18 protein-coding genes, 1 other RNA gene and 1 pseudogene are annotated in these 22,064 nt (G+C 64.4%); 5 read left to right on the plus strand and 15 right to left on the minus strand.

Going from position 1 to position 22,064, the window contains the following annotated elements:
• Positions 1-47 precede the first annotated feature (47 nt).
• The 8 genes from ispF to XBLMG947_RS03900 all read right to left on the minus strand — a co-directional run bounded on the left by ispF (position 48) and on the right by XBLMG947_RS03900 (position 6,545).
• Positions 48-539 carry a 2-C-methyl-D-erythritol 2,4-cyclodiphosphate synthase gene (gene ispF, locus XBLMG947_RS03865; protein WP_065466466.1) on the minus strand — a complete coding sequence of 164 codons (492 nt, stop codon included), beginning with the start codon at positions 537-539 and terminating at the stop codon, positions 48-50.
• A 24-nt stretch (positions 540-563) separates the two neighbouring features.
• A non-coding RNA gene (locus tag XBLMG947_RS03870) (sX9 sRNA) lies at positions 564-639 on the minus strand.
• Between the two features lie 58 nt (positions 640-697).
• Positions 698-1,501, minus strand: a complete 804-nt coding sequence (gene ispD, locus XBLMG947_RS03875; protein WP_065466467.1) for a 2-C-methyl-D-erythritol 4-phosphate cytidylyltransferase — start codon at positions 1,499-1,501, stop codon at positions 698-700.
• Positions 1,498-1,863 (minus strand): cell division protein FtsB, encoded by a 366-nt coding sequence (gene ftsB, locus XBLMG947_RS03880; protein ID WP_065466468.1) that lies wholly within the window; start codon positions 1,861-1,863, stop codon positions 1,498-1,500. The genes ispD and ftsB overlap by 4 nt, the downstream gene beginning before the upstream one ends.
• Before the next feature lie 3 nt (positions 1,864-1,866).
• Complete coding sequence (eno, locus tag XBLMG947_RS03885) at positions 1,867-3,159, minus strand: phosphopyruvate hydratase (protein WP_065466469.1); 1,293 nt, start codon at positions 3,157-3,159, stop codon at positions 1,867-1,869.
• A 269-nt stretch (positions 3,160-3,428) separates the two neighbouring features.
• The gene (gene kdsA, locus XBLMG947_RS03890) at positions 3,429-4,259 is read right to left on the minus strand and encodes a 3-deoxy-8-phosphooctulonate synthase (RefSeq protein WP_065466470.1); all 831 of its coding nucleotides are present in this window, start codon (positions 4,257-4,259) and stop codon (positions 3,429-3,431) included.
• Positions 4,260-4,463: 204 nt separating this feature from the next.
• A complete protein-coding gene (pyrG, locus tag XBLMG947_RS03895; protein WP_065466471.1) occupies positions 4,464-6,128 on the minus strand; it encodes a CTP synthase in 1,665 nt (554 codons plus the stop codon).
• 174 nt (positions 6,129-6,302) lie between these two features.
• The gene (locus XBLMG947_RS03900; protein WP_065466472.1) at positions 6,303-6,545 is read right to left on the minus strand and encodes a hypothetical protein; all 243 of its coding nucleotides are present in this window, start codon (positions 6,543-6,545) and stop codon (positions 6,303-6,305) included.
• Between the two features lie 164 nt (positions 6,546-6,709).
• On the opposite strand from XBLMG947_RS03900, the gene parE reads away from it, so the two are divergent.
• Positions 6,710-8,599 (plus strand): DNA topoisomerase IV subunit B, encoded by a 1,890-nt coding sequence (parE, locus tag XBLMG947_RS03905; protein WP_065466473.1) that lies wholly within the window; start codon positions 6,710-6,712, stop codon positions 8,597-8,599.
• Positions 8,600-8,944: 345 nt separating this feature from the next.
• Entirely contained in the window at positions 8,945-10,456 is a 1,512-nt protein-coding gene (locus XBLMG947_RS03910; RefSeq protein ID WP_065466474.1) for a S10 family peptidase, read from the plus strand.
• Positions 10,457-10,515: 59 nt separating this feature from the next.
• Here XBLMG947_RS03910 and XBLMG947_RS03915 read toward each other — a convergent pair whose 3' ends face one another.
• The 3 genes from XBLMG947_RS03915 to XBLMG947_RS03925 form a co-directional block, all read right to left on the minus strand.
• Complete coding sequence (locus tag XBLMG947_RS03915; RefSeq protein WP_065466475.1) at positions 10,516-11,277, minus strand: YdcF family protein; 762 nt, start codon at positions 11,275-11,277, stop codon at positions 10,516-10,518.
• Positions 11,278-11,384: 107 nt separating this feature from the next.
• Entirely contained in the window at positions 11,385-12,512 is a 1,128-nt protein-coding gene (locus XBLMG947_RS03920; protein ID WP_065466476.1) for an inorganic phosphate transporter, read from the minus strand.
• Between the two features lie 9 nt (positions 12,513-12,521).
• Positions 12,522-13,148: a DUF47 domain-containing protein gene (locus tag XBLMG947_RS03925; protein ID WP_065466477.1), complete on the minus strand. Its 627-nt coding sequence runs from the start codon at positions 13,146-13,148 to the stop codon at positions 12,522-12,524.
• A 273-nt stretch (positions 13,149-13,421) separates the two neighbouring features.
• On the opposite strand from XBLMG947_RS03925, the gene XBLMG947_RS03930 reads away from it, so the two are divergent.
• Positions 13,422-14,762, plus strand: coding sequence for a hemolysin family protein (locus tag XBLMG947_RS03930; RefSeq protein ID WP_065466478.1), 1,341 nt, complete (start codon positions 13,422-13,424; stop codon positions 14,760-14,762).
• A complete protein-coding gene (locus XBLMG947_RS03935; RefSeq protein ID WP_065466479.1) occupies positions 14,746-15,414 on the plus strand; it encodes an exopolysaccharide biosynthesis protein in 669 nt (222 codons plus the stop codon). The genes XBLMG947_RS03930 and XBLMG947_RS03935 overlap by 17 nt, the downstream gene beginning before the upstream one ends.
• Positions 15,415-15,445: 31 nt before the next feature.
• Here the strand turns inward: XBLMG947_RS03935 and XBLMG947_RS03940 are convergent, their stop codons facing one another.
• On the minus strand, positions 15,446-15,946 hold the full coding sequence (locus XBLMG947_RS03940; protein ID WP_065466480.1) for a pyridoxamine 5'-phosphate oxidase family protein: 501 nt from the start codon (positions 15,944-15,946) through the stop codon (positions 15,446-15,448).
• Positions 15,947-16,006: 60 nt separating this feature from the next.
• Positions 16,007-17,008, minus strand: a complete 1,002-nt coding sequence (locus tag XBLMG947_RS03945) for an LLM class flavin-dependent oxidoreductase (protein WP_065466481.1) — start codon at positions 17,006-17,008, stop codon at positions 16,007-16,009.
• Between the two features lie 576 nt (positions 17,009-17,584).
• Here XBLMG947_RS03945 and XBLMG947_RS03950 point away from each other — a divergent pair.
• Complete coding sequence (locus XBLMG947_RS03950; protein WP_065466482.1) at positions 17,585-19,000, plus strand: MFS transporter; 1,416 nt, start codon at positions 17,585-17,587, stop codon at positions 18,998-19,000.
• A gap of 167 nt (positions 19,001-19,167) precedes the next feature.
• Here the strand turns inward: XBLMG947_RS03950 and XBLMG947_RS03955 are convergent.
• Positions 19,168-20,890 (minus strand): annotated as a pseudogene (locus tag XBLMG947_RS03955) (ATP-binding cassette domain-containing protein).
• Between the two features lie 93 nt (positions 20,891-20,983).
• Positions 20,984-22,042: a phosphoenolpyruvate carboxykinase (ATP) gene (locus tag XBLMG947_RS03960; RefSeq protein WP_065466483.1), complete on the minus strand. Its 1,059-nt coding sequence runs from the start codon at positions 22,040-22,042 to the stop codon at positions 20,984-20,986.
• Positions 22,043-22,064: the final 22 nt, after the last annotated feature.

Consider the following 22,064-nt stretch of genomic DNA (forward strand, 5'->3'; position numbering starts at 1 on the left):
AGCATCGGCGCTGCCCCGGCGCCCAGCGCTGCGTGTGTCGCGATAAATTATGTAGCGATCCTGCCCAGCAACACCGCGGCCTGTGCGGCAATGCCTTCGCCGCGGCCGGTGAAGCCCAATTGCTCGCTGGTAGTGGCCTTGACGCTGACCGCATCGAGTTCGATCGCCAACAGGCCGGCGATGCGTTCGCGCATGGCCACCGCATGCGGACCCACCTTGGGACGTTCGCAGATCACGGTGATGTCGGCATTGCCGACGCGCCAACCGCGCTCGCGCAGCAAGCCGTCGCAATGCTGCAGAAACTGCGCGCTGTCGGCATCCTTCCAGCCTTCGTCGGATGGTGGGAAATGCCGACCGATATCGCCCAACGCCAGCGCACCCAACATCGCATCGCACAGTGCGTGCAACACCACATCGCCATCGCTATGCGCGAGCACGCCATGGCTGTGCGCCACGCGCACGCCGCCAAGCATAACATGGTCGCCAGGGCCGAACGCATGCACGTCGTAGCCTTGGCCGATTCGGAAATTGAAGGACATGGAGACCCCGTGGTTATTAAAAGCAGCCAACACAACATAGCGCGCGGTGGTCGAGTGAGCGTGGACGGCGCGCAGTGACCGCGGTGGACGGTTGGTACAGACCGCACCGAGCAACGGCCGCGCCCACTGGCGGCTGCGCAATTGTCTTTCTAGCCGCTTTAAGTGGAGTCGTTGCCGTGGCTGGCCGTGGCGGGCTGCGCTGCAGCGTCGCGCGCGTTGGCCGGCGCATCGACGACCTGCGCCTCCAGCGAATCGGCATCGATCGTCATGCCGCGGCGTGCCACTTCGAATTCGAACCGCGCCAGATCCGCAGGCGTGGTCACCTTGAAGTTGTCTTCGGCGCCTTCCACCAGCAATGGGCGCAGCCCCATCCGCTCCATCGCCATCGCTTCATCGGTGACGTCCACACCGGCTGCCGATGCCTCGGTGAGTCCGCGGATCAGCTGATGGCGACGAAACAACTGCGGGGTGAGTGCACGCCATAGACGTTCGCGTGGTTCGGTACGGTCGATGCCGCCATCGTCACCGGCACGCTTGAGCGTGTCGCGCACCGGTGCGGCCAGGATCGCACCGACCGGATCGCCGCGGCCGATTTCCAGCAGGCGGTCCAGATCGGCCAGGGCCAGATTCGGCCGCGCGGCATCGTGTACCAGCACGAAATCGTCGGCACGCACGCTCTCCGGGAGAGCCAGCAAGCCGGCCAGCACCGACGCTGCACGGGTGGCACCGCCCACGCAGGTCAAGACGGGCTTGGAGTGCACTGCCGTCCAGCCCGGCCAGTCGGCATCCTCCGGTGCAATCGCCACCAGAATGCCGGCGACCGCGTGATGCGCGGCCAGCGCGGCCAAGGTATAAGCCATCAGCGGTTGGCCCGCTGCCGGCAGATATTGCTTGGGAAGCGCGCCACCGAATCGCGTGCCGCGCCCTGCGGCCGCCACGATGGTCCAGATCGAGCCGGTCATGGGTGCGGTTCCGCTGCGGATGCAGGGTCGGATGTAGCCGGCGCGGGCGCAGCTTGGGGGCTTGCAGCAGGCAGTGGCGGCGCATCTTCGACCACACGGTAGAACGTCTCGCCCGGCTTGATCATGCCCAGCTCGCTACGTGCGCGTTCTTCGATTGCCGCCTCGCCGTCCTTCAAATCCTTCACCTCTGCTGCCAACGCCTGGTTGCGTTGGCGCAGACCTTCGTTGTCCTGTGTCTGATGCGCGACCTGGGATTCCAGCATCATGACTTCGCCGGAATTGCCGGGCCCGAACCAGAAGCGGTACTGCAGCCAAGCCAGCAGTACCGCCAGCACCAGCAGTAGCCAGCGCCAGTTGCGCACGGCTTATCCCTTGATCGAAACGAACGCGTCGCGGCCGGCGTAACGCGCGCCGGAGCCCAACGCCTGCTCGATGCGCAGCAGCTGGTTGTACTTGGCCACACGATCGCTGCGGCACAGCGAGCCTGTCTTGATCTGGGTGGCGGTGGTCGCCACGGCGATGTCGGCGATGGTGGTGTCTTCGGTTTCGCCCGAACGGTGCGAGACGATGGAGGCGTACTTGGCCGCATGCGCCATCGCGATGGCTTGCAGCGTTTCGGTCAGCGTGCCGATCTGGTTGACCTTGATCAGGATCGCATTGGCGGTGCCGGAGTCGATGCCCTGCTTGAAGATCTTCGGGTTGGTAACGAACAGATCGTCGCCCACCAGCTGCACCTTCTTGCCAACGCGGTCGGTGAGCAGCTTCCAGCCGGCCCAATCGTCTTCGGCCAGGCCGTCTTCGATGCTGATGATCGGGTACTGCGCAACCCAGTCGGCCAGGAAGTCGACGAACTGCTCGCTGGTCAGGCGCTTGTTCTCGCCGACCAGGTTGTACTTGCCGTTGTCGTAGAACTCCGACGAGGCCACGTCCAGGCCCAGCAGGATGTCTTCACCGGCGGTGTAACCGGCCTTGCCGATCGCTTCGAGAATGGTGTCCAGCGCTTCGACGTTGCTGCGGAAGTCCGGCGCAAAGCCACCTTCGTCTCCCACCGCCGTGCTCAGGCCGTGGCCCTTGAGCACCGACTTGAGCGAATGGAAGATTTCGGTGCCGGCGCGCAGCGCTTCGGAGAACGAGCTGCAACCGACCGGCAGCACCATGAATTCCTGGAAATCGACGTTGTTGTCGGCATGCGCGCCGCCGTTGATGATGTTCATCATCGGCACCGGCAAGGCGACATCGGATTCGGTGATGGTGGACAGGTAATGCCACAGCGGCTGCTTGCGCGAGGCGGCGATTGCATGCGCGGCGGCGAGCGAAACGCCCAACAGCGCATTGGCGCCCAGGCGGCCCTTGTTCTCGGTGCCGTCCAGATCGATCAGGCGGCGGTCCAGGCCCTGCTGGTCAGCCGCGTCGAAATCCTTGAGCGTCTCGGCGATGGTGCCGTTGACGTTGTCCACCGCATGGCGCACGCCCTTGCCCATGTACCGGGTCTTGTCGCCATCGCGCAACTCCACCGCTTCCTTGGTGCCGGTCGAGGCGCCCGAGGGCACGGCCGCGCGGCCGAACGAACCGTCTGCCAGCGTGACTTCGGCCTCCAGCGTGGGATTGCCGCGGGAGTCGAGGATTTCGCGGGCGAGGATCTTGGCGATAGTGGTCATAGGTCGATCGGTTACCAGTAGAGGGGGAATGACACCGGAAACAAGCTGCCGGATTATCGCTGTACACCGCGCCATTGCCAAATCGCGTGCCGCCGCTGCATGCGGCAGGCAGGCGAGCGTACCGCTCAGCCATCACGCCCAGCAGCGACAAACCAAACTGCAGCAGCGAGCGACACCAATAGACAGGGCCAGCGCCAATCAGCCCCGGGGCCAGTGACACCACTGCCGACCCTGAGGGTGTGACGCTACCACCGCCCAGGGATTGGAACTCATGCGAAGCGCGCGAACCCGTGCTTCTTGGTCACTGCATCCAGCTCCATCAGCGTTTCGAGCAACTCTTCCATGCGATCCAGCGGCCACGCATTGGGGCCATCGGACAGCGCCTTGGACGGGTCCGGATGGGTTTCGGCGAACAGGCCGGAAATACCGACCGCCACGGCGGCGCGCGCCAGCACCGGCACGAACTCGCGCTGGCCACCGGAGCTGCTGCCCTGCCCGCCCGGCAACTGCACCGAGTGGGTGGCGTCGAACACCACCGGGCAGCCGGTGTCGCGCATGACGCTCAGCGAGCGCATGTCGCTGACCAGATTGTTGTAGCCGAACGACGCGCCACGCTCGCAGACCATGATCTGCTCGTTGCCGGTCGATTTGGCTTTTTCCACCACCGGCTTCATGTCCCATGGCGCCAGAAACTGACCCTTCTTGATGTTGACCGGCTTGCCGGCGGCGCAGACGTTCTTGATGAAGTCGGTCTGACGCACCAGAAACGCGGGCGTCTGCAACACGTCGACGACGGCGGCGACCTCGTTCATCGGGGTGTATTCGTGCACGTCGGTGAGCACCGGCACGCCGATCTGCTTTTTCACCGCGTCCAGCACCTTCAGGCCTTCTTCCAGGCCGGGGCCGCGGAAGCTGGTGCCCGAGGTGCGGTTGGCCTTGTCGAAGCTCGACTTGAAGATGAAGTTGATCCCGAGCTTGCCGGTGATGTCCTTGAGCTTGCCGGCGACATCGAGCTGCAATTGCATCGACTCGATCACGCAGGGGCCTGCAATCAGGAACAGCGGGTGATCCAGGCCAACGTCGAAGTCACACAGTTTCATCAAGTCACCTATTGATTGAAGCCCCTCTCCCATCGGGAGAGGGGTTGGGGTGCGGGTGGGGTTGCCACGCAATGCTGAAGCCCGATGGTTTGCCCTGGCTGGCGCGTAGCGACGCGTTCGTCATGGCTGCCATCTTCCGGTGCGTTGCGGCGCACCCTCATCCGCCCCTAATGGGCACCTTCTCCCACAGGGAGAAGGAAGTCCTCACGCACGCGCTTCCTTGAGCAGCTGGCCGCCGGCTTTCTTCTCGCGCGCCGCACGCACGAAACCGATGAACAACGGATGCCCATCGCGCGGGGTGGAGAGGAACTCCGGGTGCGCCTGACAGGCCAGGAACCACGGGTGCGTGTCGCGTGGCAGTTCCACCACTTCCACCAGGGTGTCGTCCATCGACTTGCCGGAAATCACCAGACCGGCGTCTTCCAGCTGCGTGCGATAACGGTTGTTGAACTCGTAGCGATGACGATGCCGCTCGGCCACTACATCCTTGCCGTAGACCTCGCGCGCCAGCGTGCCAGGCTTCAGCCGCTGCTCCTGCAGACCCAGCCGCATGGTGCCGCCCAGGTCGGATTTTTCGTCGCGCTTCTCGACTTCGCCGGTGGCAGTGCGCCATTCGGTGATCAGGCCGATCACCGGGTGCGGCGACTGGCGGTCGTTTTCGGTGCTGTTGGCTGCATCCAGATCGGCGACATGGCGGGCATAGTCCACCACTGCCGCCTGCATGCCGTAGCAGATGCCGAAGTACGGCACCTTGTGCTCACGCGCAAACTTGGAGGTCAGCACCTTGCCCTCGAAGCCGCGGTCGCCGAACCCGCCCGGCACCAGGATGCCGTCGATGTCCTGCAAGGCAGCCATGTCGCTGCCTTCCAGATCCTGCGCTTCCAGCCACTTCAGGTTGACCTTGGTGCGCTGGCGCAGGCCGCCGTGACGCAACGCTTCTGCAACCGACTTGTAGGCGTCCTGGTGATCGACGTACTTGCCGACCACCGCAATGGTGACTTCGTCCAGTGGATGCTTGACCGCATCCACCACCGCCGCCCACTCGGACAGATCCGCGGCAGCCACCTTGTCGCGCAGCTTGAACTGCTCGATGACCAGTTCATCCAGACCCTGGCGCAGCAACTCCAGCGGCATGCCGTAGAGCACGTCGATGTCCGGGCAGCTGATCACCGCGCGCTCGGACACATTGGTGAACAGCGCGATCTTGCGGCGTTCCGAGTCCGGCACCGCCTGCTCGGACCGGCACAACAGCACGTCCGGCTGGATGCCGATCGAACGCAGTTCCTTGACCGAATGCTGGGTGGGCTTGGTTTTCAACTCACCGGCCGCCGCGATGTACGGCACCAACGTGAGATGCATGAACATGGCCTTTTCGGCGCCGCGCTCGGTGCGTACCTGGCGGATCGCTTCCAGGAACGGCAGCGATTCGATATCGCCGACAGTGCCGCCGATTTCGATCAACGCGACATCGAACCCCGCCGTGGCCTCGTCGATGCAGCGACGGATTTCGTCGGTGATGTGCGGGATTACCTGCACGGTGGCACCCAGGTAGTCGCCGCGGCGCTCCTTGCGGATCACGTTCTCGTAGATGCGGCCGGTGGTCACCGAATTCTTGCGCGACAGACGCGTGCGCACGTAGCGCTCGTAATGGCCCAGATCCAGGTCGGTTTCGGCGCCGTCGTCGGTGACGTAGACCTCGCCATGCTGGAACGGGCTCATCGTGCCCGGGTCCACATTGATATACGGGTCCAGCTTCATCATCGTGACCTTCAGGCCACGCGCTTCAAGAATGGACGCAAGCGAAGCGGCGGCAATGCCCTTGCCTAGCGAGGACACTACGCCGCCGGTAACAAAAATCAGGGGGGTCATGGGGCTTGAAGCCTCCCGGAAAGCCATAGTTTAGCGGGTGATGAGCCAATGCCCAAGGGTTGCGTGACGACGAAGTGGTTCCACACTGAAAAGTGCATGCTGCGCGGGCCGCACATGCAGACGCCCCGGCCGGAGCCGAGGCGTCTGGTGGCGCATCGCGGCGCGTCAGCGCGGTCAGCGTGACGGCTTCTCTTCTTCCTCTTCCTCGCGCGGCGCGCTATCAGCCTTGGGCTTCTGCGCGGCGGCAGCGGCGCGACGTTCAGCCTTGCGCTCGGCTTCGCTCTTGGCCTTTGCATCATCAGCCTTCTGAGCAGCGGCGCCCTGCCCGGTCTGCTGCGGAGCGGCCTGGACCATGGCCGGGAGCGCTGCGACTGCGGCCGCACCGAGGGTGAGCATCAGGATGTGCTTGAACTTCATGGCGTCCTCTTTGGCATCGGTGACATCCTCAAATGGGGACGTTTGGTTCCGAAACCAACGCCAGGGTAGCCAGTAGCACCCAGCCCTGCACTGAACGTGGGTCGCGTGCAAAAAATCCTCCCAGCCCCCACACTTGCGCGTCGTTTCACGTGCCAACGAGATGCATGAACACCCGCTATAACGCCGCCGATATTGAAGTGCTGTCGGGCCTGGACCCGGTCAAACGCCGTCCTGGCATGTATACCGATACTGCGCGCCCGAACCATCTGGCACAGGAAGTGATCGACAACTCGGTCGACGAGGCGCTGGCTGGCCACGCCAAGCAGGTCGAGGTCACCTTGTATAAGGACGGCAGCTGCGAGGTGTCCGACGACGGCCGCGGCATGCCGGTGGACATGCACCCGGAAGAGAAGATTCCCGGTGTCGAACTGATCCTGACCCGCCTGCATGCCGGCGGCAAGTTCAACAATCGCAACTACACCTTCTCTGGCGGCCTGCACGGTGTGGGCGTCAGCGTGGTCAATGCGCTGTCGACCAAGGTCGAGCTGTTCATCAAGCGCGAAGGCAGCGAGCACCGCATGGAGTTCCGCGACGGCCACGCCGCTTCCAAGCTGGAAGTGGTCGGCACCGTCGGCAAGAAGAACACCGGCACGCGGCTGCGGTTCTGGGCGGACCCGAAGTATTTCGATACGCCGAAATTCAACGTGCGCGCACTGCGCCATCTGCTGCGCGCCAAGGCGGTGCTGTGCCCCGGCCTGACCGTGAAGCTGCACGACGAAGCCACCGGCGAGCAGGACAGCTGGTACTTCGAAAACGGCCTGCGCGATTATCTGAAGGGCGAGATGGCCGAGCACGAGATGCTGCCGGCCGAGTTGTTCGTCGGTAGCCTGAAAAAAGACACCGAAATCGTCGACTGGGCCGCAGCCTGGGTGCCGGAAGGCGAGCTGGTGCAGGAAAGCTATGTCAACCTGATCCCGACTGCGCAGCACGGCACGCACGTCAACGGCCTGCGTTCGGGGCTGACCGATGCGCTGCGCGAGTTCTGCGATTTCCGCAACCTGCTGCCACGCGGGGTCAAGCTGGCGCCGGAAGACGTGTGGGACCGGGTCACCTTCGTGCTCAGCCTGAAGATGACCGACCCGCAGTTCTCCGGGCAGACCAAGGAGCGGTTGTCCTCGCGCCAAGCCGCTGGCTTCATCGAAGGCGCTGCGCACGATGCGTTCAGCCTGTACCTCAATCAGAACGTGGAGATCGGCGAGAAGATCGCGCAGATCGCCATCGACCGCGCCAGCGCACGGTTGAAGACCGAGAAGCAGATCGTCCGCAAGAAGGTCACCCAGGGCCCGGCCCTGCCCGGCAAGCTGGCCGACTGCATCAGCCAGGACCTGTCGCGGACCGAGCTGTTCCTGGTCGAAGGCGATTCGGCCGGCGGCTCGGCCAAGCAGGCGCGCGACAAGGACTTCCAGGCGATCCTGCCGCTGCGCGGCAAGATCCTCAACACCTGGGAAGTGGCGTCGGGCAGCGTGCTGGCCTCGGAGGAAGTGCATAACCTGGCGATCGCGATCGGCTGCGATCCAGGCAAGGACGACATCACCGGATTGCGTTACGGCAAGGTGGTGATCCTGGCCGATGCCGACTCCGACGGCCTGCATATCGCCACGCTGCTGACGGCGCTGTTCCTGCAGCACTTCCCCGCCCTGGTGGCCGCCGGCCACGTGTTCGTGGCAATGCCGCCGCTGTTCCGCGTAGACGTGGGCAAGCAGGTGTTCTACGCGCTGGACGAAGAGGAAAAGGCCACGCTGCTGGACAAGATCGCGCGCGAGAAGATGAAGGGCCAGATCAGCGTGACCCGCTTCAAGGGCCTGGGCGAAATGAATCCGCAGCAGCTGCGCGAATCCACCATCCACCCGGATACGCGCCGGCTGGTACAGCTGACCATCGACGACGGCGAGCAGACCCGTTCGCTGATGGACATGCTGCTGGCCAAGAAGCGCGCGGGCGACCGCAAGCGGTGGCTGGAGACCAAGGGCGACCTGGCGTCGCTGGAAGTCTGAGAACGCCGGGAGTGTTGAAGGCTCAAGAAGCGAAAGCCTCTTTCACGCTGGGAAAGGGGTTGGGCAGTGAACGTGACGCCATCGGCTCAGCTCTGCGGCCTGATGGCGATACTTCGCGATGAATGGCTGGGACATCGCCATGGGGCGCACCCTCATCCAGCCTTTTAGGCACCTTCTCACCAAGGAAGAAGGTAGCGCTATCGATCGACACGTGTTGTCAGCCGATTGCCGGAACCGGCCGCGCATGCCACCTCGGTCCGAGCGGCACCTGTGCCTTCTTGCACATCCATCGAGCTCTACGGCGGCTTAGCATCGGGCACTTCCCTACTCCCGACATCGATACCCATGTCCTTGTTTCTCCGTGCCGGCCTGCTGGCCTGTGTATTACTCACCGGAACGGCGCTGGCCGATGCGCCAGACAAAGCCGATAAAGGCGACGCCAAAAGCGACGCCAAACCCGATGCTGCTGCCGCCAAACAGCCACCATTGCCGGCCGATGCCAGCGTGCGCCAGAGCACGCGCATGGCTGGCCGCAGCCTGAGCTACACCGCCACGGTCGGCACGTTGCCGGTGCGCGATGCGCAGGGCAAGACCACGGGCGAAGTGGTGTTCACCGCTTACACCGCCGATGGCAAGGACCGCCCGGTGACCTTCGCGTTGAACGGTGGGCCGGGCGCCTCATCGGTGTATCTCAACATGGGCGCGATCGGGCCGAAGATCGTCGGTTTCGGCGCCGAAGGCGACAGCGCGTCGGCACCGGCCACCCTGCGCGACAATCCGGGCACCTGGCTGGACTTCACCGACCTGGTGTTCATCGACCCGGTCGGCACCGGCTTCAGCCGCGCGCTGATCGGCGACGACGAGGCCAAGAAGCAGTTCTACAACCCGCAGGCGGATGTGGAATATCTCTCCCGCGTGATCTACGACTGGTTGCTCAAGAACCGCCGCCTGCAGGCGCGCAAGTATCTGGTGGGCGAAAGCTATGGCGGCTTCCGCGGCCCGCGTATCACCCATTACCTGCAGACACAGCTGGGCGTGGCGATGAACGGCGTGGTGCTGGTCTCGCCCTATCTGAACCCGACACTGGACGACAACAGCGACGTGTCGCCCGTAGCATGGATGCTGACATTGCCGTCGATCGCTGCCGCGCACCTGGAGCGCCAGGGCCAGCTCAGCGACAGCGCGATGCGGCAGGTGATCGACTACACCCGCGGCGATTACGCGGTGGCGCTGATGAAAGGACGCACCGACCCGAAGGCCACCGAAGCGATGCTGCAGCAAGTCACCCGCATGACCGGGCTGGATCCGGCGTATGTGCGACGCTCCGGCGGGCGTCTGGAAACCCAGGCGTATCTGCGCGAAGTCTTTCGCGACAAGGGCGAGTTAGGCAGCCGTTACGACTCCAACGTGACCGCCTTCGACCCGTTTCCCAACGACGCCGAGCAACGCGCCAACGACCCGTTGCTGGACAGCATCATTGCCCCCACCACCACCGCGATGGTGGATTTCGTCACCCGCGTGGTCGGCTGGAAGATCGATGCGCAATATCGCGCGCTCAACTACGACGTCAACAAACTCTGGGAATGGAACGACGAACTGCGCAAGGGTGCGGTGACCCAGCTGCGTCAGTCGGTGGCGATCGATCCGAAGTTGCGCGTGTTGATCGCGCACGGCTGGAACGACCTCTCCTGCCCGTTCATGGGTTCGGTATTGACGGTGGACCAGATGCCGGCGATGGGCAGCGACCCGAAACGCGTGCAGGTGCGCGAATATCCGGGCGGCCACATGTTCTACAACCGCGCCGATAGCCAGGCCGCGTTTCGCAACGACGTCAAGGCGATGTACGGAACGCGCTGAGCGCAGACATCGCCGGGCGTATCGACGTCCGGCGATGGATCAGCCGCGTCGCGCGGTGTTCAGACCGCGCCAGGTGCGGTCGCCTCCACGTTCCACCCCATCCATTGGTAAAGCTGATAGCGCGCAATGCCCAGGTATTCGTGCAGGGCCACATCGGCCAGCGTGAAGTTGTAGCTCTGCGGCAGGATCGACCAGGTAACCGTCAGCCAATCGGCGCGGACCGGTGTGGCATCGATGCCGAAATGGCGGAAATACAATTCGGCGCGGCGCAGATGCGTGGCCGAGGACACCAGCGCGATGCGATCGGGTCGGTAGGCGCGCAGCAGGGGCTGGCTGAATTGCGCGTTCTGCCAGGTGTTCATGCTCGACGGCTCCATGATCAGGTCCGCCCGTGGAATTCCCAGGCCCAGCAGCACGCGCTGATACACCACTGCTTCGGACAGGCCCAGCCCGCGCGCATCGCCGCCGCTGATCTCGATCTTGCAATCGCCACCGCTGTGCCGGCATTGCCGGTACAGGCGTGCCGACTCGACGATGCGGCCGTAGGCGAACATATTGGCTTCGGCTACCGCGTCACGGCCTTCCGGGCGTACGGTGCCGGCGCCCAGCAACACGATGATGTTGCGCACCCCCCACGCGTTGAAGTCGTTGACCCCGGTGCGTTGCAAGTGCTGCAGCATCCAGGAGGGCAACGGGCCGCAGCCCACCGCGAACACCAGCAGCACACTGGCGATGCCCAACGCGCGCGAAAGGCGCCGCAATCCGCGGCGGTCGATCAACCAGGCGAACCCGAACAACACGCACACCAGGGCAAGCATCATCGGGAAAGGGTCTCACTTCATGGGATGCGGGCAAGCCCGCCGAAGGCGGTTCATGCGGCATCGGCCTCGCATCGTGCCGACAGTGCGTGACCGCCCCGCGACACCGCTCAGGTCCAGCCGAACAGCTCGAACAGCATCAGGATCAGATAGGCCACACCGCCAGCGGCCGGGATGGTCAGAATCCAGGCCCAGACGATGCGCTCGATTACGCCCAGGCGCAGCGAACGCGGGTTCTTGGCGAAGCCCACGCCCATGATGGCGGTGGAAATGCTGTGCGTGGTGGACACCGGCATGCCGAAGTGCGCCGCCACGGTGAGCACCGTCGCCGAGCTGGTTTCCGCGGCAAAGCCGTGGATGGGATGCAGCTTGACCATCTTGTGGCCAAGCGTCTTGATGATCTTCCAGCCGCCCGACGCGGTACCGGCGGCCATCACCACCGCGCAGGTCAGCACGATCCAGATCGGGATACCGGCACCAGCCGCCAGGCCGGTGCCCGGATGCAGGAACGCCAGCCAGCTCGGCAGGTTGTCCAGTGCACCGGCCGACTGCGCACCGATCAGGGTCATCGCGATGATGCCCATGGTCTTCTGCGCATCGTTATGGCCATGCGCATAGCCCATATACGCAGCCGAGGCGATCTGCGCCTTGCCGAAGAACGCATTCACCCAACGCGGACGCGCCAGCCGCCCGATCCGGCCACCGAGCTTGGACATGCCGGCGATGATCGCCCACAGCAGCAGCATTACTACGATGCCGAGCAAAAAACCGGCAATCGGCGAAGTGATCATCGGCACGAACACCTTCCACAACAGGCCCTTGTTCTTGGGCCAGTTGCCGATGTTTTCCGACCAGATCAGCGCATCCCAATTGTTCTGCGCCGCGGCCAGGCCAGCGCCGCACAGGCCACCGATCAGGGCATGCGAGGAGGAGGACGGCAGCCCCTTCCACCAGGTGATCAGGTTCCAGATGATCCCGCCCAGCAGCGCGCACAGGATCACCTGCGGGGTGACTTCGACCACGTTGGTGTTGAGCAGGCCGGACGCGATCGTCAGCGCCACGGCGGTGCCGGTGAGTGCGCCGATCAGGTTCATGCCGGCCGCCAGCATCACCGCCCAGCCGGGCGAGAGCACCTTGGTGGCGACGACGGTGGCGATGGAATTGGCGGTGTCGTGAAAGCCGTTGATGAACTCGAACACCAACGCCGCCAGGATCACCACCAGGACAAGGGTAAGCACGCGGCGACCTCAGCTGTTCTTCAGCACGATCTGGTAGACCACCACACCGGCCTCGCGGCAGCGGTCGATGGCCTTTTCCAGAATCTCGAAGAACTCCTTGAGCAGGAACATCTGCAGCGTGTCCAGGCGGCCGGAATAGATGTCGCGGTACAGCTCCAGCATCAGCCGGTCGGCTTCGTTTTCGAGCATGCGCAGCTTGTCGTTGAGCGCGGTCATGCGGTCGATGTTCATGTGCGGCAGGTCGGTCACCATCTCCACTACCACTGCGGCCGCCTGCTCCAGCATCGCTGCGCGCGGAGCGAAGTCGATATGCTCCAGGTGCTTGGTCGCCAACGAATAGCGGTCGGCGAATTTTTCGACCTGCTTGGGAATCTTGTACAGCGCCGAGCCCAGCGCTTCGATGTCTTCGCGCTCGATCGGGGTCATGAAGCTGTCCACCAGGGCCTGGCCGATCTTGTCGGAGGCGGCGCGTTCGCGCAGGCGGGCCAGCTTGAAGGCGTCCAGCGCGGGTTGGCGGTCGGACTCGCGCATCATGGCGTGCAACGCCTTGGTGCTGTCGTAGGCGGCCTGCGCCGCTTCGTTCAGAAGCGCATAGAACTGCTTGCCGGAGCCGAAGATGGTCTGCAACGAGAACATGGGTGGACAACTTCCAGCCATCGAGGGAGAGACGGCGCCAGGCGCGAATTATGACCGTTCCATGACCTCTCCGGGTATCTCGCACCGGGAAGTCGCCTTCACATCGGCATGTCCCGGCTCGAACCACGCTGTGGTTTGGTAACATGCCCCCGCGCCTCCGGGCGCACCCTATGGAAGACGACCCTATCCCCCCGTGTTGCCGCCCGGCCTGTGCGCCTGCCGGTAGACCCAGTGCTCCCCCGCCCTCCCCTTCACTGACCGGGGAAGACGCCCGTGGTTGAGTTTTTGATCGTCATCGCTCTGATCGTGCTGAACGGCTTCTTCGCCATGTCGGAGATGTCGTTGATGACCTCGCGCAAGAGCCGCCTGAAACAGATGGCCGGCTCCAGCAAGCGCGCTGCGCGGGCGCTGGCATTGGCGGAAAGCCCTGAAAACTTTCTGTCGACGGTCCAGATCGGCATCACCTCGATCGGCATCCTGACCGGCCTGTTCGGCGGCGAAGCCATCGGCGAGGCCATCGGCCAGCGGCTGCAGCTGGCCTTCCCTGCACTGTCGGCCACGTTCTCGCTGGTTGGCGACCCCAAACCGTATTCGGCGGTGATCGGCAGCACCCTGGCGGTGGCGCTGATCACCTTCCTGACGCTGATCTTCGGCGAGCTGGTGCCCAAGCGGCTGGCATTGCGCAATTCCGAGGACATTGCCGGCTTTGTCGCGGTACCCATGACCTGGCTGGCCAAGATCGCCGCGCCCGGGGTCTGGGTGCTGGCACGCTCCACCCGGCTGGTGCTGCGCATGCTGGGCATGGGCAAGGACGAATCGGCATCGATCACCGAAGAAGAAATCCGCATGCTGGTGGCCGAAAGCCACGAAGCCGGGTTGATCGACGCGCACGAGCGCGACATGATGAACCGAGTAATGCGACTAGGCGACCGCACCGCCGACAGCCTGATGACGCCGCGCAACCGCATCGCCTGGCTGGACGCCAACGCCGAGCCGGAACGCAATCTGCAGGTCATGCGCGAGCACGAATTTTCGCGTTACCCGGTCTATCGCGGCAGCGACCAGGACATTGCCGGCGTGCTGGAGGTCAAATCGTTGGTCACGCGCATGGGCGGGCACGGCGAGAACCTGTTCCAGGCCTTGCGCGATACCTTGTTCGTCTCCGAATCCACGCACGCGATGAAGCTGCTGGAAATCTTTCGCGAAGAACAGCAGTCGATGGCGCTGGTGGTCGACGAATACGGCGAAATTCGCGGCTTGGTGACCATCAGCGACTTGATGGGCGCGGTGGTCGGCCGCCTGCAGGCGGTGGAGAACACCGACGAAGATGCGTTGGTGGTGACGCGTGCAGACGGATCGCTGCTGATCGACGGCTCACTGCCGGTGGAAGAGTTGCGCGAAGTGCTTGGCGCCGATCTGCCAGAGGCCGATGAGGGCGATTACCACACGCTGGCGGGCCTGTGCATTTATTACTTCGGGCGCATTCCGCAGGCCGGCGAATTCTTCGATTGGGCCGGCTGGCGCATCGAGATCGTCGACCTGGACGGTGCCCGCGTGGACAAGCTGTTGTTGAGCCGGGTTGGCGACGAGGACAGCGATGACATCGTCGGATGACGGCAGCGCGCCGCACGACGACGCCAGCGAACAGATGCGCTACCGCAACGAAGGCATCCGCAGCTTGTTGGCGGCCTTCAGCGAGGGCGACCCGGACCAGGTGTTACGCGTCCGCGAGATTCTGGCCGACCTGCAGCAAAGCGCCTTCGGCGTGTTCCTGTTTCTGGCGATCCTGCCCTCTTTCATTCCGATTCCCGGCGTTGCCGGTGGTATCAGCGGGCCACTGACGGTCCTGATCGGCCTGCAGATGATGTGCTGTCTGCGCAAGCCGTGGGTGCCGCGCTTCATCGGCGAACGTGGGCCGCGCCGTCGGACCGGCCAGCGCTTCGTCGCCAAACTGGCGCCGACGCTGCAACGCCTGGATCGCCTGCTCGAACCGCGTCTGCACGGCATGCTGGACCGTATGCCGGCGCAGGTGTTCACCGGTTTACTGTTGGTCGTGATGGGCATTCTGCTGACGCTGCCAATCCCGTTTACCAACTATCTTTTCGGATTGATCCTGCTGCTGTTCGCACTCGCCCTGCTCGAGCGTGACGGCGCGCTGATGCTGGTGGGCTGGGCCGCTGCGCTGATCTCGGCAGCCGTGTTCGGCGTCACCTCCGACCAGCTGGTGGATCTGGTGCGCGACGGGTGGACGGACGCCTGGCGTTGAGCGCTAAGCGTCCGGCGCGTTTTTGGCGCAGTTACTTCAGATCGACCACGCGGTTGTCCGACAGGCTGCCGGTATCGTCGGTCACCGCCGTCATCACGAAATACAGCGCCTTGCCGAGCAGCCCGCTGGGGCCATCCCAGTATTCGGCCGATTCGGCGCGCACGTGGATCAAGCGCAGGTTCGCATCGTCCTTGCCGCCCGGAAAAAACTCCTTCATCGCCGGCGACCACAGTTCTTCGATCTTGGCGCGGTCGTGGACCACACGCGCAGTGCCGGCGACCGAGACATAGGTGTTTTTCGATGCCGAGGCATAGGCCACGTTGACGCGCGGATCGGCGGCGATTTCCGCCACTTTCGGGCTGTCGGCGGCGGTGGCGAACCACAGGTCGCCGTCGAACTCGACGTCCTGTGTGCCCAGCGGACGGCTCACCAGTTTGCCGTCGGCCGACACGGTCGTGAACATCGCGACGTCCACGCCGCGGATCAATTCGGCCAACTGCTTGATACTCTCGCTGCGTTGCTGAAATTGCATGCTGATCTTCCCAATGAATGTGCACGCATCACAGCGGATCGTCGCGCAAAGCGACGTGAATCACGCCGTGGTCACGTCCAGCTCGCGGCATGCCGCAGCGGCGATTTCAAAGGAACGCAGACGCGTAGCGTGGTCGTAGATGTTGGCGGTGAACAACAGCTCGTCCGGCGTGTGGCGCTCGATGAAATCGGCCACGCCTTGGGTGATCTGCTCGGCATCGCCGAGCACCGTACAGGCCAGTGCACGCTCGACGCCCACGCGCTCGTGGGGCTGCCAGAAGCTGTCGATGTCGTCGATCGGCGCGGGGATCTTGCCCGGCTTGCCGCGACGCAGATTGACGAAGCTTTGCTGCTGGGTGGTGAACAGGCGGCGGGCCTGCGCTTGCGTGTCGGCCGCCACCACGTTCAAGGCCAGCATCACGTGCGGCTTGGCGAGTTGTGCGGACGGGCGGAACTCGCGGCGGTAGATCACCACTGCTTCGTCCATCGCGTCGGGTGCGAAGTGCGAGGCGAACGCGAACGACAAACCCATCGCTGCCGCCAGCCGTGCACTGAACAGGCTCGACCCAAGTAGCCACACCGGCACATCCAACCCGGCGCCGGGCACGGCCTGTACCAGCTGCCCCGGCACCGCCGGCGCGAAATAGCGCATCAATTCGGCCACGTCCTGCGGAAACTGATCGGCGCTATCGAAATAGCGGCGCAGGGCGCGTGCGGTGGGCTGGTCGGTGCCGGGCGCGCGGCCCAGACCCAGATCGATGCGCTGCGGATAGAGCGAGGCCAGCGTGCCGAATTGTTCGGCCACCTGCAGCGGTGCGTGGTTGGGCAACATGATGCCGCCCGAACCTACGCGGATGCGCTTGGTGCCGCCTGCGACATGGCCGATCAGCACCGCGGTCGCTGCACTGGCGATGCCCGGCATGTTGTGGTGCTCGGCGAGCCAGTAGCGTTGATAGCCCCAACGCTCGGCGTGCTGGGCCAGATCGAGCATGTTGGCGAAGGCCTGGGTGGTGTCGCTGCCTTCGCAGACCGGCGCCAGATCGAGCACGGAAATGGGGGTCATCGGATGACTCCGGAGAGAGTGATGTGCATGAGATGGGGCTGGCCGCTGGCATTGCCAGCGACTTGGTGGGTGCGGAGGGGGATTACAGCATTCCAGCAGTCGGACAACGGATGGGGCTGCGGGCTACCACTAGCGATAGTTGCGTTGTTGAGCTTGTTGCTGAGGGGCGCGTTGCGCTGCCGTGGTGTTGCAACGGTATGTTCGCGCTCGCTTCCGCTTCGCAATTGCGCGGCATCATTCGATCCAGGAGCACCAATGCATACGGGCCGGAGAGCCGGCATCTGGGCGAAGTGACACGCGACCTACCGGATCGCTGGCACAGGGATCCCCGCCCAACTTCTCGGGAGAGAGAGGCTGGTGTGAGCGCGTTGGTGATCGGTGCTGGCGGCTGGTGCCCGCGCCCATGCTGTTGCTATGCGCTACGGTGCTGATTGCTGCCCTTCGCAGACTGCTCGCACCTTCATGCTCGGCGCTCTCGTCCGCAGACGAATACATTGACTGCGCGACGAAGCGTGGCCGGTACGGGCTCTGGACGCTGGCTATGATGGTATCGTCTCCGTCTGCGTGTGCCTGCCCATGTCTCCGACTGCCCCAGCTGGCCCCGCCCAGCTCTCGTCTTCCGCGCAGATCGCGGCGCGGATCGATCGGCTGCCCGCCAGTGCCACGCTGTGGCGTTTGGTGGGGTTGCTGGCGCTGGGCGGGTTTTTCGAGTTGTACGACCTGTTCCAGACCGCCTATATCAGTCCCGGGCTGATTCGCGACGGAATATTTTCCAGCGGTGCCGATGGCGCGTTTGGCATGCCCGATCAGGCCGCATTCGCGGCGGCCACCTTCCTGGGGCTGTTTGTCGGTGCCGCGCTATTGAGTCCGTTTGCCGACCGGTTCGGGCGTCGGCCGGTGTTTACCTTCGCCTTGATCTGGTACACCGCCGCCACGATGGCGATGGGCCTGCAGAGCACCGCTACCGATGTGATCGTGCTGCGTTTTGTGGTCGGCATCGGGCTGGGGATCGAGTTGGTGACCATCGATACCTATCTGTCCGAACTGGTGCCGCGGCACATGCGGAGTGCGGCGTTCGCATTTGCATTTTTCGTGCAATTTCTGGCGGTACCCACGGTCGCGTTAACCGCGTGGCTGTTGGTGCCGTTTGCGCCATTGGGCGTGAGCGGCTGGCGTTGGGTAGTGTTGCTCAGCGGCGTGTTCGCGCTGGCGATCTGGTGGCTGCGCAGTCGCTTACCGGAATCGGCGCGCTGGCTGGCCGCGCATGGCCGGCATGCGGAAGCCGATGCAGTCGTGACCGAACTGGAGGCGCGCTGTACGGACGACGTGGGTGCCCCATTGCCCGAGCCGCAGGCGGCCGCTCCCTCGCCGACCGGCGTTGTGCCGGGCGCGCTGCTGTGGCGTGCGCCGTATCGCGGGCGCATCGGGATGTTGGTGGTCTTCCATGTGTTCCAGGCGATCGGCTTTTTCGGTTTCGGCAACTGGCTGCCGGCACTGATCTCGGCGCAGGGTACCGGGGCCGGGGTGACCAAAAGCCTGGCGTATTCCTTTGCGATCTCCTTGGCCTACCCGCTGGCGCCGCTGCTGTTGCTGCGTTTTGCGCAGCGCTGGGAAAACAAATGGCAGATCACCGCATCGGCGCTGGGCGCTGTTCTGTTCGGTGGACTGTTCGCCTTGCAGCATCAGCCGGTCGGCATGGTGCTGTGCGGGGCGATGGTCGCGTTCTGCAACGCCTGGATGAGTTTTGCCTACCACGGCTATCAAGCCGAGTTGTTCCCTACCGGCTTGCGCGCGCGTGCGGTGGGGTTTTGCTATTCCTTCAGTCGCCTCTCCACGGCAGTGAGCAGCGTGTTGATTGGCTGGCTGCTTGCGCAAGTCGGCAGCCATGGCGTATTGGCCTTCATCGCACTCAGCATGTCGATCGTGGCGAGCGTGATTGCCGTGTTCGGCCCGCGCACGCGCAATCGTGCGCTGGAAGACATTGCGGGTTAGTGCTGCGAATGCAACGGCTGCGCACCTGCCAGTCGTGTGCGACCGGTGCGCAGCGCAACTTGCTCACACTACGCTGCGCGTCGTGCATGCCGTCCATGCAGGCCCGACGTTTACGCACTGCGTTTTTTGGCCATAGCGGATAAGTGATACGCCCGCACGCGATGCACTTATCGCATGCCGTGCCGGGCCGCAATGTCCGCCGAGCCGGCACGGAGCCGCCTAACCAGCGCACGCCTCCAGTGTCACCGTGCGGTCGGCCATTGTTGCCAGGCTGGTGCGATGCGACACCACCACCAGCACGGTGCGCGGCAGGCGCGCGCGCAGGGTGCTCAACACCTGATGTTCGGCATCGGCGTCCAGGGCGCTGGTCGCTTCATCCAGCACCGCCAGGGTCGGCTGTCGCAGCAGCACCTGCGCCAGCAGTAAGCGCTGCGCTTCCCCCCCAGAGAGGCGACCCTCCTGCGCATGGATCGGCGTGTCCAGGCCTTGCGCATCGCGCTGCAGCCGAGCATGCAGGCCGACAGCGCACAGCACCTCCCACATGCACGCGTCGGAAGCACCGGGCAGCGCCCACTGCAGGCAATCGCGCACCGTGTGCTGCCACGGTCGTACGCCCTGGCCGACGTAGGCACTGTGCCGCACCAGATGGCGATAAGCAGCAAACGTCAGCCGGCGCCCGCCCGTATGCGCAACGAAATGCGCCGGCGGCGTCTGCCCGGAAAGCACGTCCATCAGACTGCTCTTGCCCACGCCGGAGGCGCCGACCACCAGGGTGATCTGACCTGGCACCAATAACACCGATTCGATCGCGAGCTGGGGCAGCGGCGGCGGTAGCCCGATGTGCTCGATATGCAGCGAAGCCGGCAGCGGTTCGGCCATCTCTTCCGGCGCATGTGCACGCACAGCGCCCAGGTCCACATAGCGGCGCCACAGCTGCAGGGCCGGCCATGCCGAACGCAATTGCTGCACGCTTTGCCGCGTGGTAATCAGGTACGGCAGCAAACGGCCAAGCAACAGACTGACGGTGATCAGCGCAGCGCGATCGCCCCCCTGCCATCGATTGGCCAACACCAGAATGCCGGCGATGGCGACCGCCGCGGTGAGTTCGAGCAGCAGTCGGCTGCCGGCAACCAGTTCTTGCTGCTGCGCATACCCGTGCCCCAGGCGCGTCGAAATGCGCTCGTAATGGCCGGTCTCGAGGTCTTCGCGCTGAAACGAACGCACGTGGCGCAAACGACGGGGAAAATCTTCGCTCAACCAGAACAGCTGCGTCATGTCGGCCACATAGGCACGGCTGATGCGCGCCTGTGCGTCGCTGCTGGAGATACGCAGGCTCAACCATGCCAGCACCGCCAACAGCGGTGTGGCGATCAGGAGCGCAGGTGCGATCAAGACCGCGATGCCCACGCTCACCAGCGCCGTGATGGCTGCGACCAACAGTTGCAGCACGGCGCTGAAGCCTTGCGTGGCGATCTCGATATTGTAGGTGAGCACATTGGCGATTTCTGCCGAACTGGCGCCGGACAAGGCAGGCAATGGCGCTTCGATCAATGCCGCATGCACGCGTCCGCGCAGACCGATGGCATAGCGACTGGTCAAGCGCGCGGCCAGCCGTGCGCTATGCCAGCGCAGTGCGGCAAACAACAGGCTCACCGCCACGAACACACTCGCCTGCAGCGCCAGGCTGCCCGGCAATGCCAGGTGATAACCCGCCAGTTGCACGCTCTGGCCGGGCTGCACCAGCGGCAGCAGGCACACGGCCACGACACTGCCGACCAGCGCGGCAGCCAGCGACAACGCAACGTAAAGTGCAATCGTCGGCATGTCTGCCGGCACCAGGGTGCTCAGAAAGTGGTGCAGCAGGGTGCGCATGCGCTGCTGCGCCGTCATCGCCTGCATGTCAGACGCGGGCAACACGCAGTCCCCGATGCGCGACGACGGCCTGTGGGCCACTCGCGCAGCGGTACGTTTGCATGCAGCTGCTCATTGCAATAGCTGCAGCAGCGCATCCACAGACGCCTGCGGATGCGAGCCACGGTGCAAGGTGAACATGCCGATGCGCTGTACCTGTTCGACAAACCGTTTCCAGCCGGGCTGACCGCTGGCATACGGTTGATCGTGGGCCAGACAGGCGGCGACCTGCTCGGTCGGCACCGCAACCAGGCGCTGGGCCGAAATGCTGACCGGTGTCCTGGACACCATCACCACCGCATGCAACGGCATGGGCTGTGGCGCCAGATGCGCATGACCATGGCGCAGATCGACCTCGAATTTTTCGACGCCGCTGCGGCGCCGGATCACCGGCGATGCGCCGATCCACGCGCGCGTGTGCGCATCGACCAGAGCCAGCGCTTCGGCTCGCAAATGCAGGAAATTGGCGACGCCGGTGGTCAGCAGGCTGTCCGGCGCGACAAACACGCCGTCTTCGGCAATGAAGTCCAGGCCATGCAACAGGCTGTGCAAGGCCAATGTCGATTTGCCCGCACCGCTGGCGCCGAGCAGCAACACGCTACGGCCACGTTGACCGACACAGGCGCCATGCAGCGGCACCAGCCCGATCCCACGTGCGGCCAGCAGGAACACCGCAAATTCGATCAACTCGTACCGCACGTGATACGCGTGGGCAAGCATGTCCTCGGACACCACCAGCATCGCGCGGCGCTGCGGCACCGACAGCATCAGATAGTTGCAGGCATCCATGACGCCGCACAACAGGCCACCGCTGGCGTGCGTACGCACAGGTGGCGGCTCTGCACCGATGCTGCCCGGCGCACGCGGCAGCAGATCCAGCGTGACATGGAATTCCGGCGCGCCCGGCAACCGATGCGCGGGCAGGTGAGCATAGGCGACATCGACCAGCGCCAACAGCGCTTCGCTATCGCTCTGGAAATGGAACAGCGCGCCAAGAATCTGCCGACGCACGGCCAAGCGCCGCGGACGCTGTTCGCCGAACGGATCTGCCGCTACTGCAGCCTCCGGTGCGATGACACCTTCGCCATCGCTCGGCGGCGTGTGTTCTGCCCATGCAGCCGATTGCGGCATGTGGTTATCCAATGCTGTGAAT

The sequence above is a fragment of the Xanthomonas bromi genome, assembly GCF_900092025.1.
GTDB classification, from domain to species: Bacteria; Pseudomonadota; Gammaproteobacteria; order Xanthomonadales; family Xanthomonadaceae; genus Xanthomonas; species Xanthomonas bromi.

Coding starts and splice junctions, on each gene's coding strand:
- XBLMG947_RS03935 (WP_065466479.1), top strand. CDS start 14,746: ATGACATCGTCGGATGACGGCAGCGCGCCGCACGACGACGCCAGCGAA.
- XBLMG947_RS03960 (WP_065466483.1), bottom strand. CDS start 22,042: ATGCCGCAATCGGCTGCATGGGCAGAACACACGCCGCCGAGCGATGGC.
- parE (WP_065466473.1), top strand. CDS start 6,710: ATGAACACCCGCTATAACGCCGCCGATATTGAAGTGCTGTCGGGCCTG.
- XBLMG947_RS03900 (WP_065466472.1), bottom strand. CDS start 6,545: ATGAAGTTCAAGCACATCCTGATGCTCACCCTCGGTGCGGCCGCAGTC.
- XBLMG947_RS03945 (WP_065466481.1), bottom strand. CDS start 17,008: ATGACCCCCATTTCCGTGCTCGATCTGGCGCCGGTCTGCGAAGGCAGC.
- XBLMG947_RS03925 (WP_065466477.1), bottom strand. CDS start 13,148: ATGTTCTCGTTGCAGACCATCTTCGGCTCCGGCAAGCAGTTCTATGCG.
- eno (WP_065466469.1), bottom strand. CDS start 3,159: ATGACCACTATCGCCAAGATCCTCGCCCGCGAAATCCTCGACTCCCGC.
- pyrG (WP_065466471.1), bottom strand. CDS start 6,128: ATGACCCCCCTGATTTTTGTTACCGGCGGCGTAGTGTCCTCGCTAGGC.
- XBLMG947_RS03940 (WP_065466480.1), bottom strand. CDS start 15,946: ATGCAATTTCAGCAACGCAGCGAGAGTATCAAGCAGTTGGCCGAATTG.
- XBLMG947_RS03915 (WP_065466475.1), bottom strand. CDS start 11,277: ATGATGCTTGCCCTGGTGTGCGTGTTGTTCGGGTTCGCCTGGTTGATC.
- kdsA (WP_065466470.1), bottom strand. CDS start 4,259: ATGAAACTGTGTGACTTCGACGTTGGCCTGGATCACCCGCTGTTCCTG.
- ispD (WP_065466467.1), bottom strand. CDS start 1,501: ATGACCGGCTCGATCTGGACCATCGTGGCGGCCGCAGGGCGCGGCACG.
- XBLMG947_RS03910 (WP_065466474.1), top strand. CDS start 8,945: ATGTCCTTGTTTCTCCGTGCCGGCCTGCTGGCCTGTGTATTACTCACC.
- ispF (WP_065466466.1), bottom strand. CDS start 539: ATGTCCTTCAATTTCCGAATCGGCCAAGGCTACGACGTGCATGCGTTC.
- XBLMG947_RS03950 (WP_065466482.1), top strand. CDS start 17,585: ATGTCTCCGACTGCCCCAGCTGGCCCCGCCCAGCTCTCGTCTTCCGCG.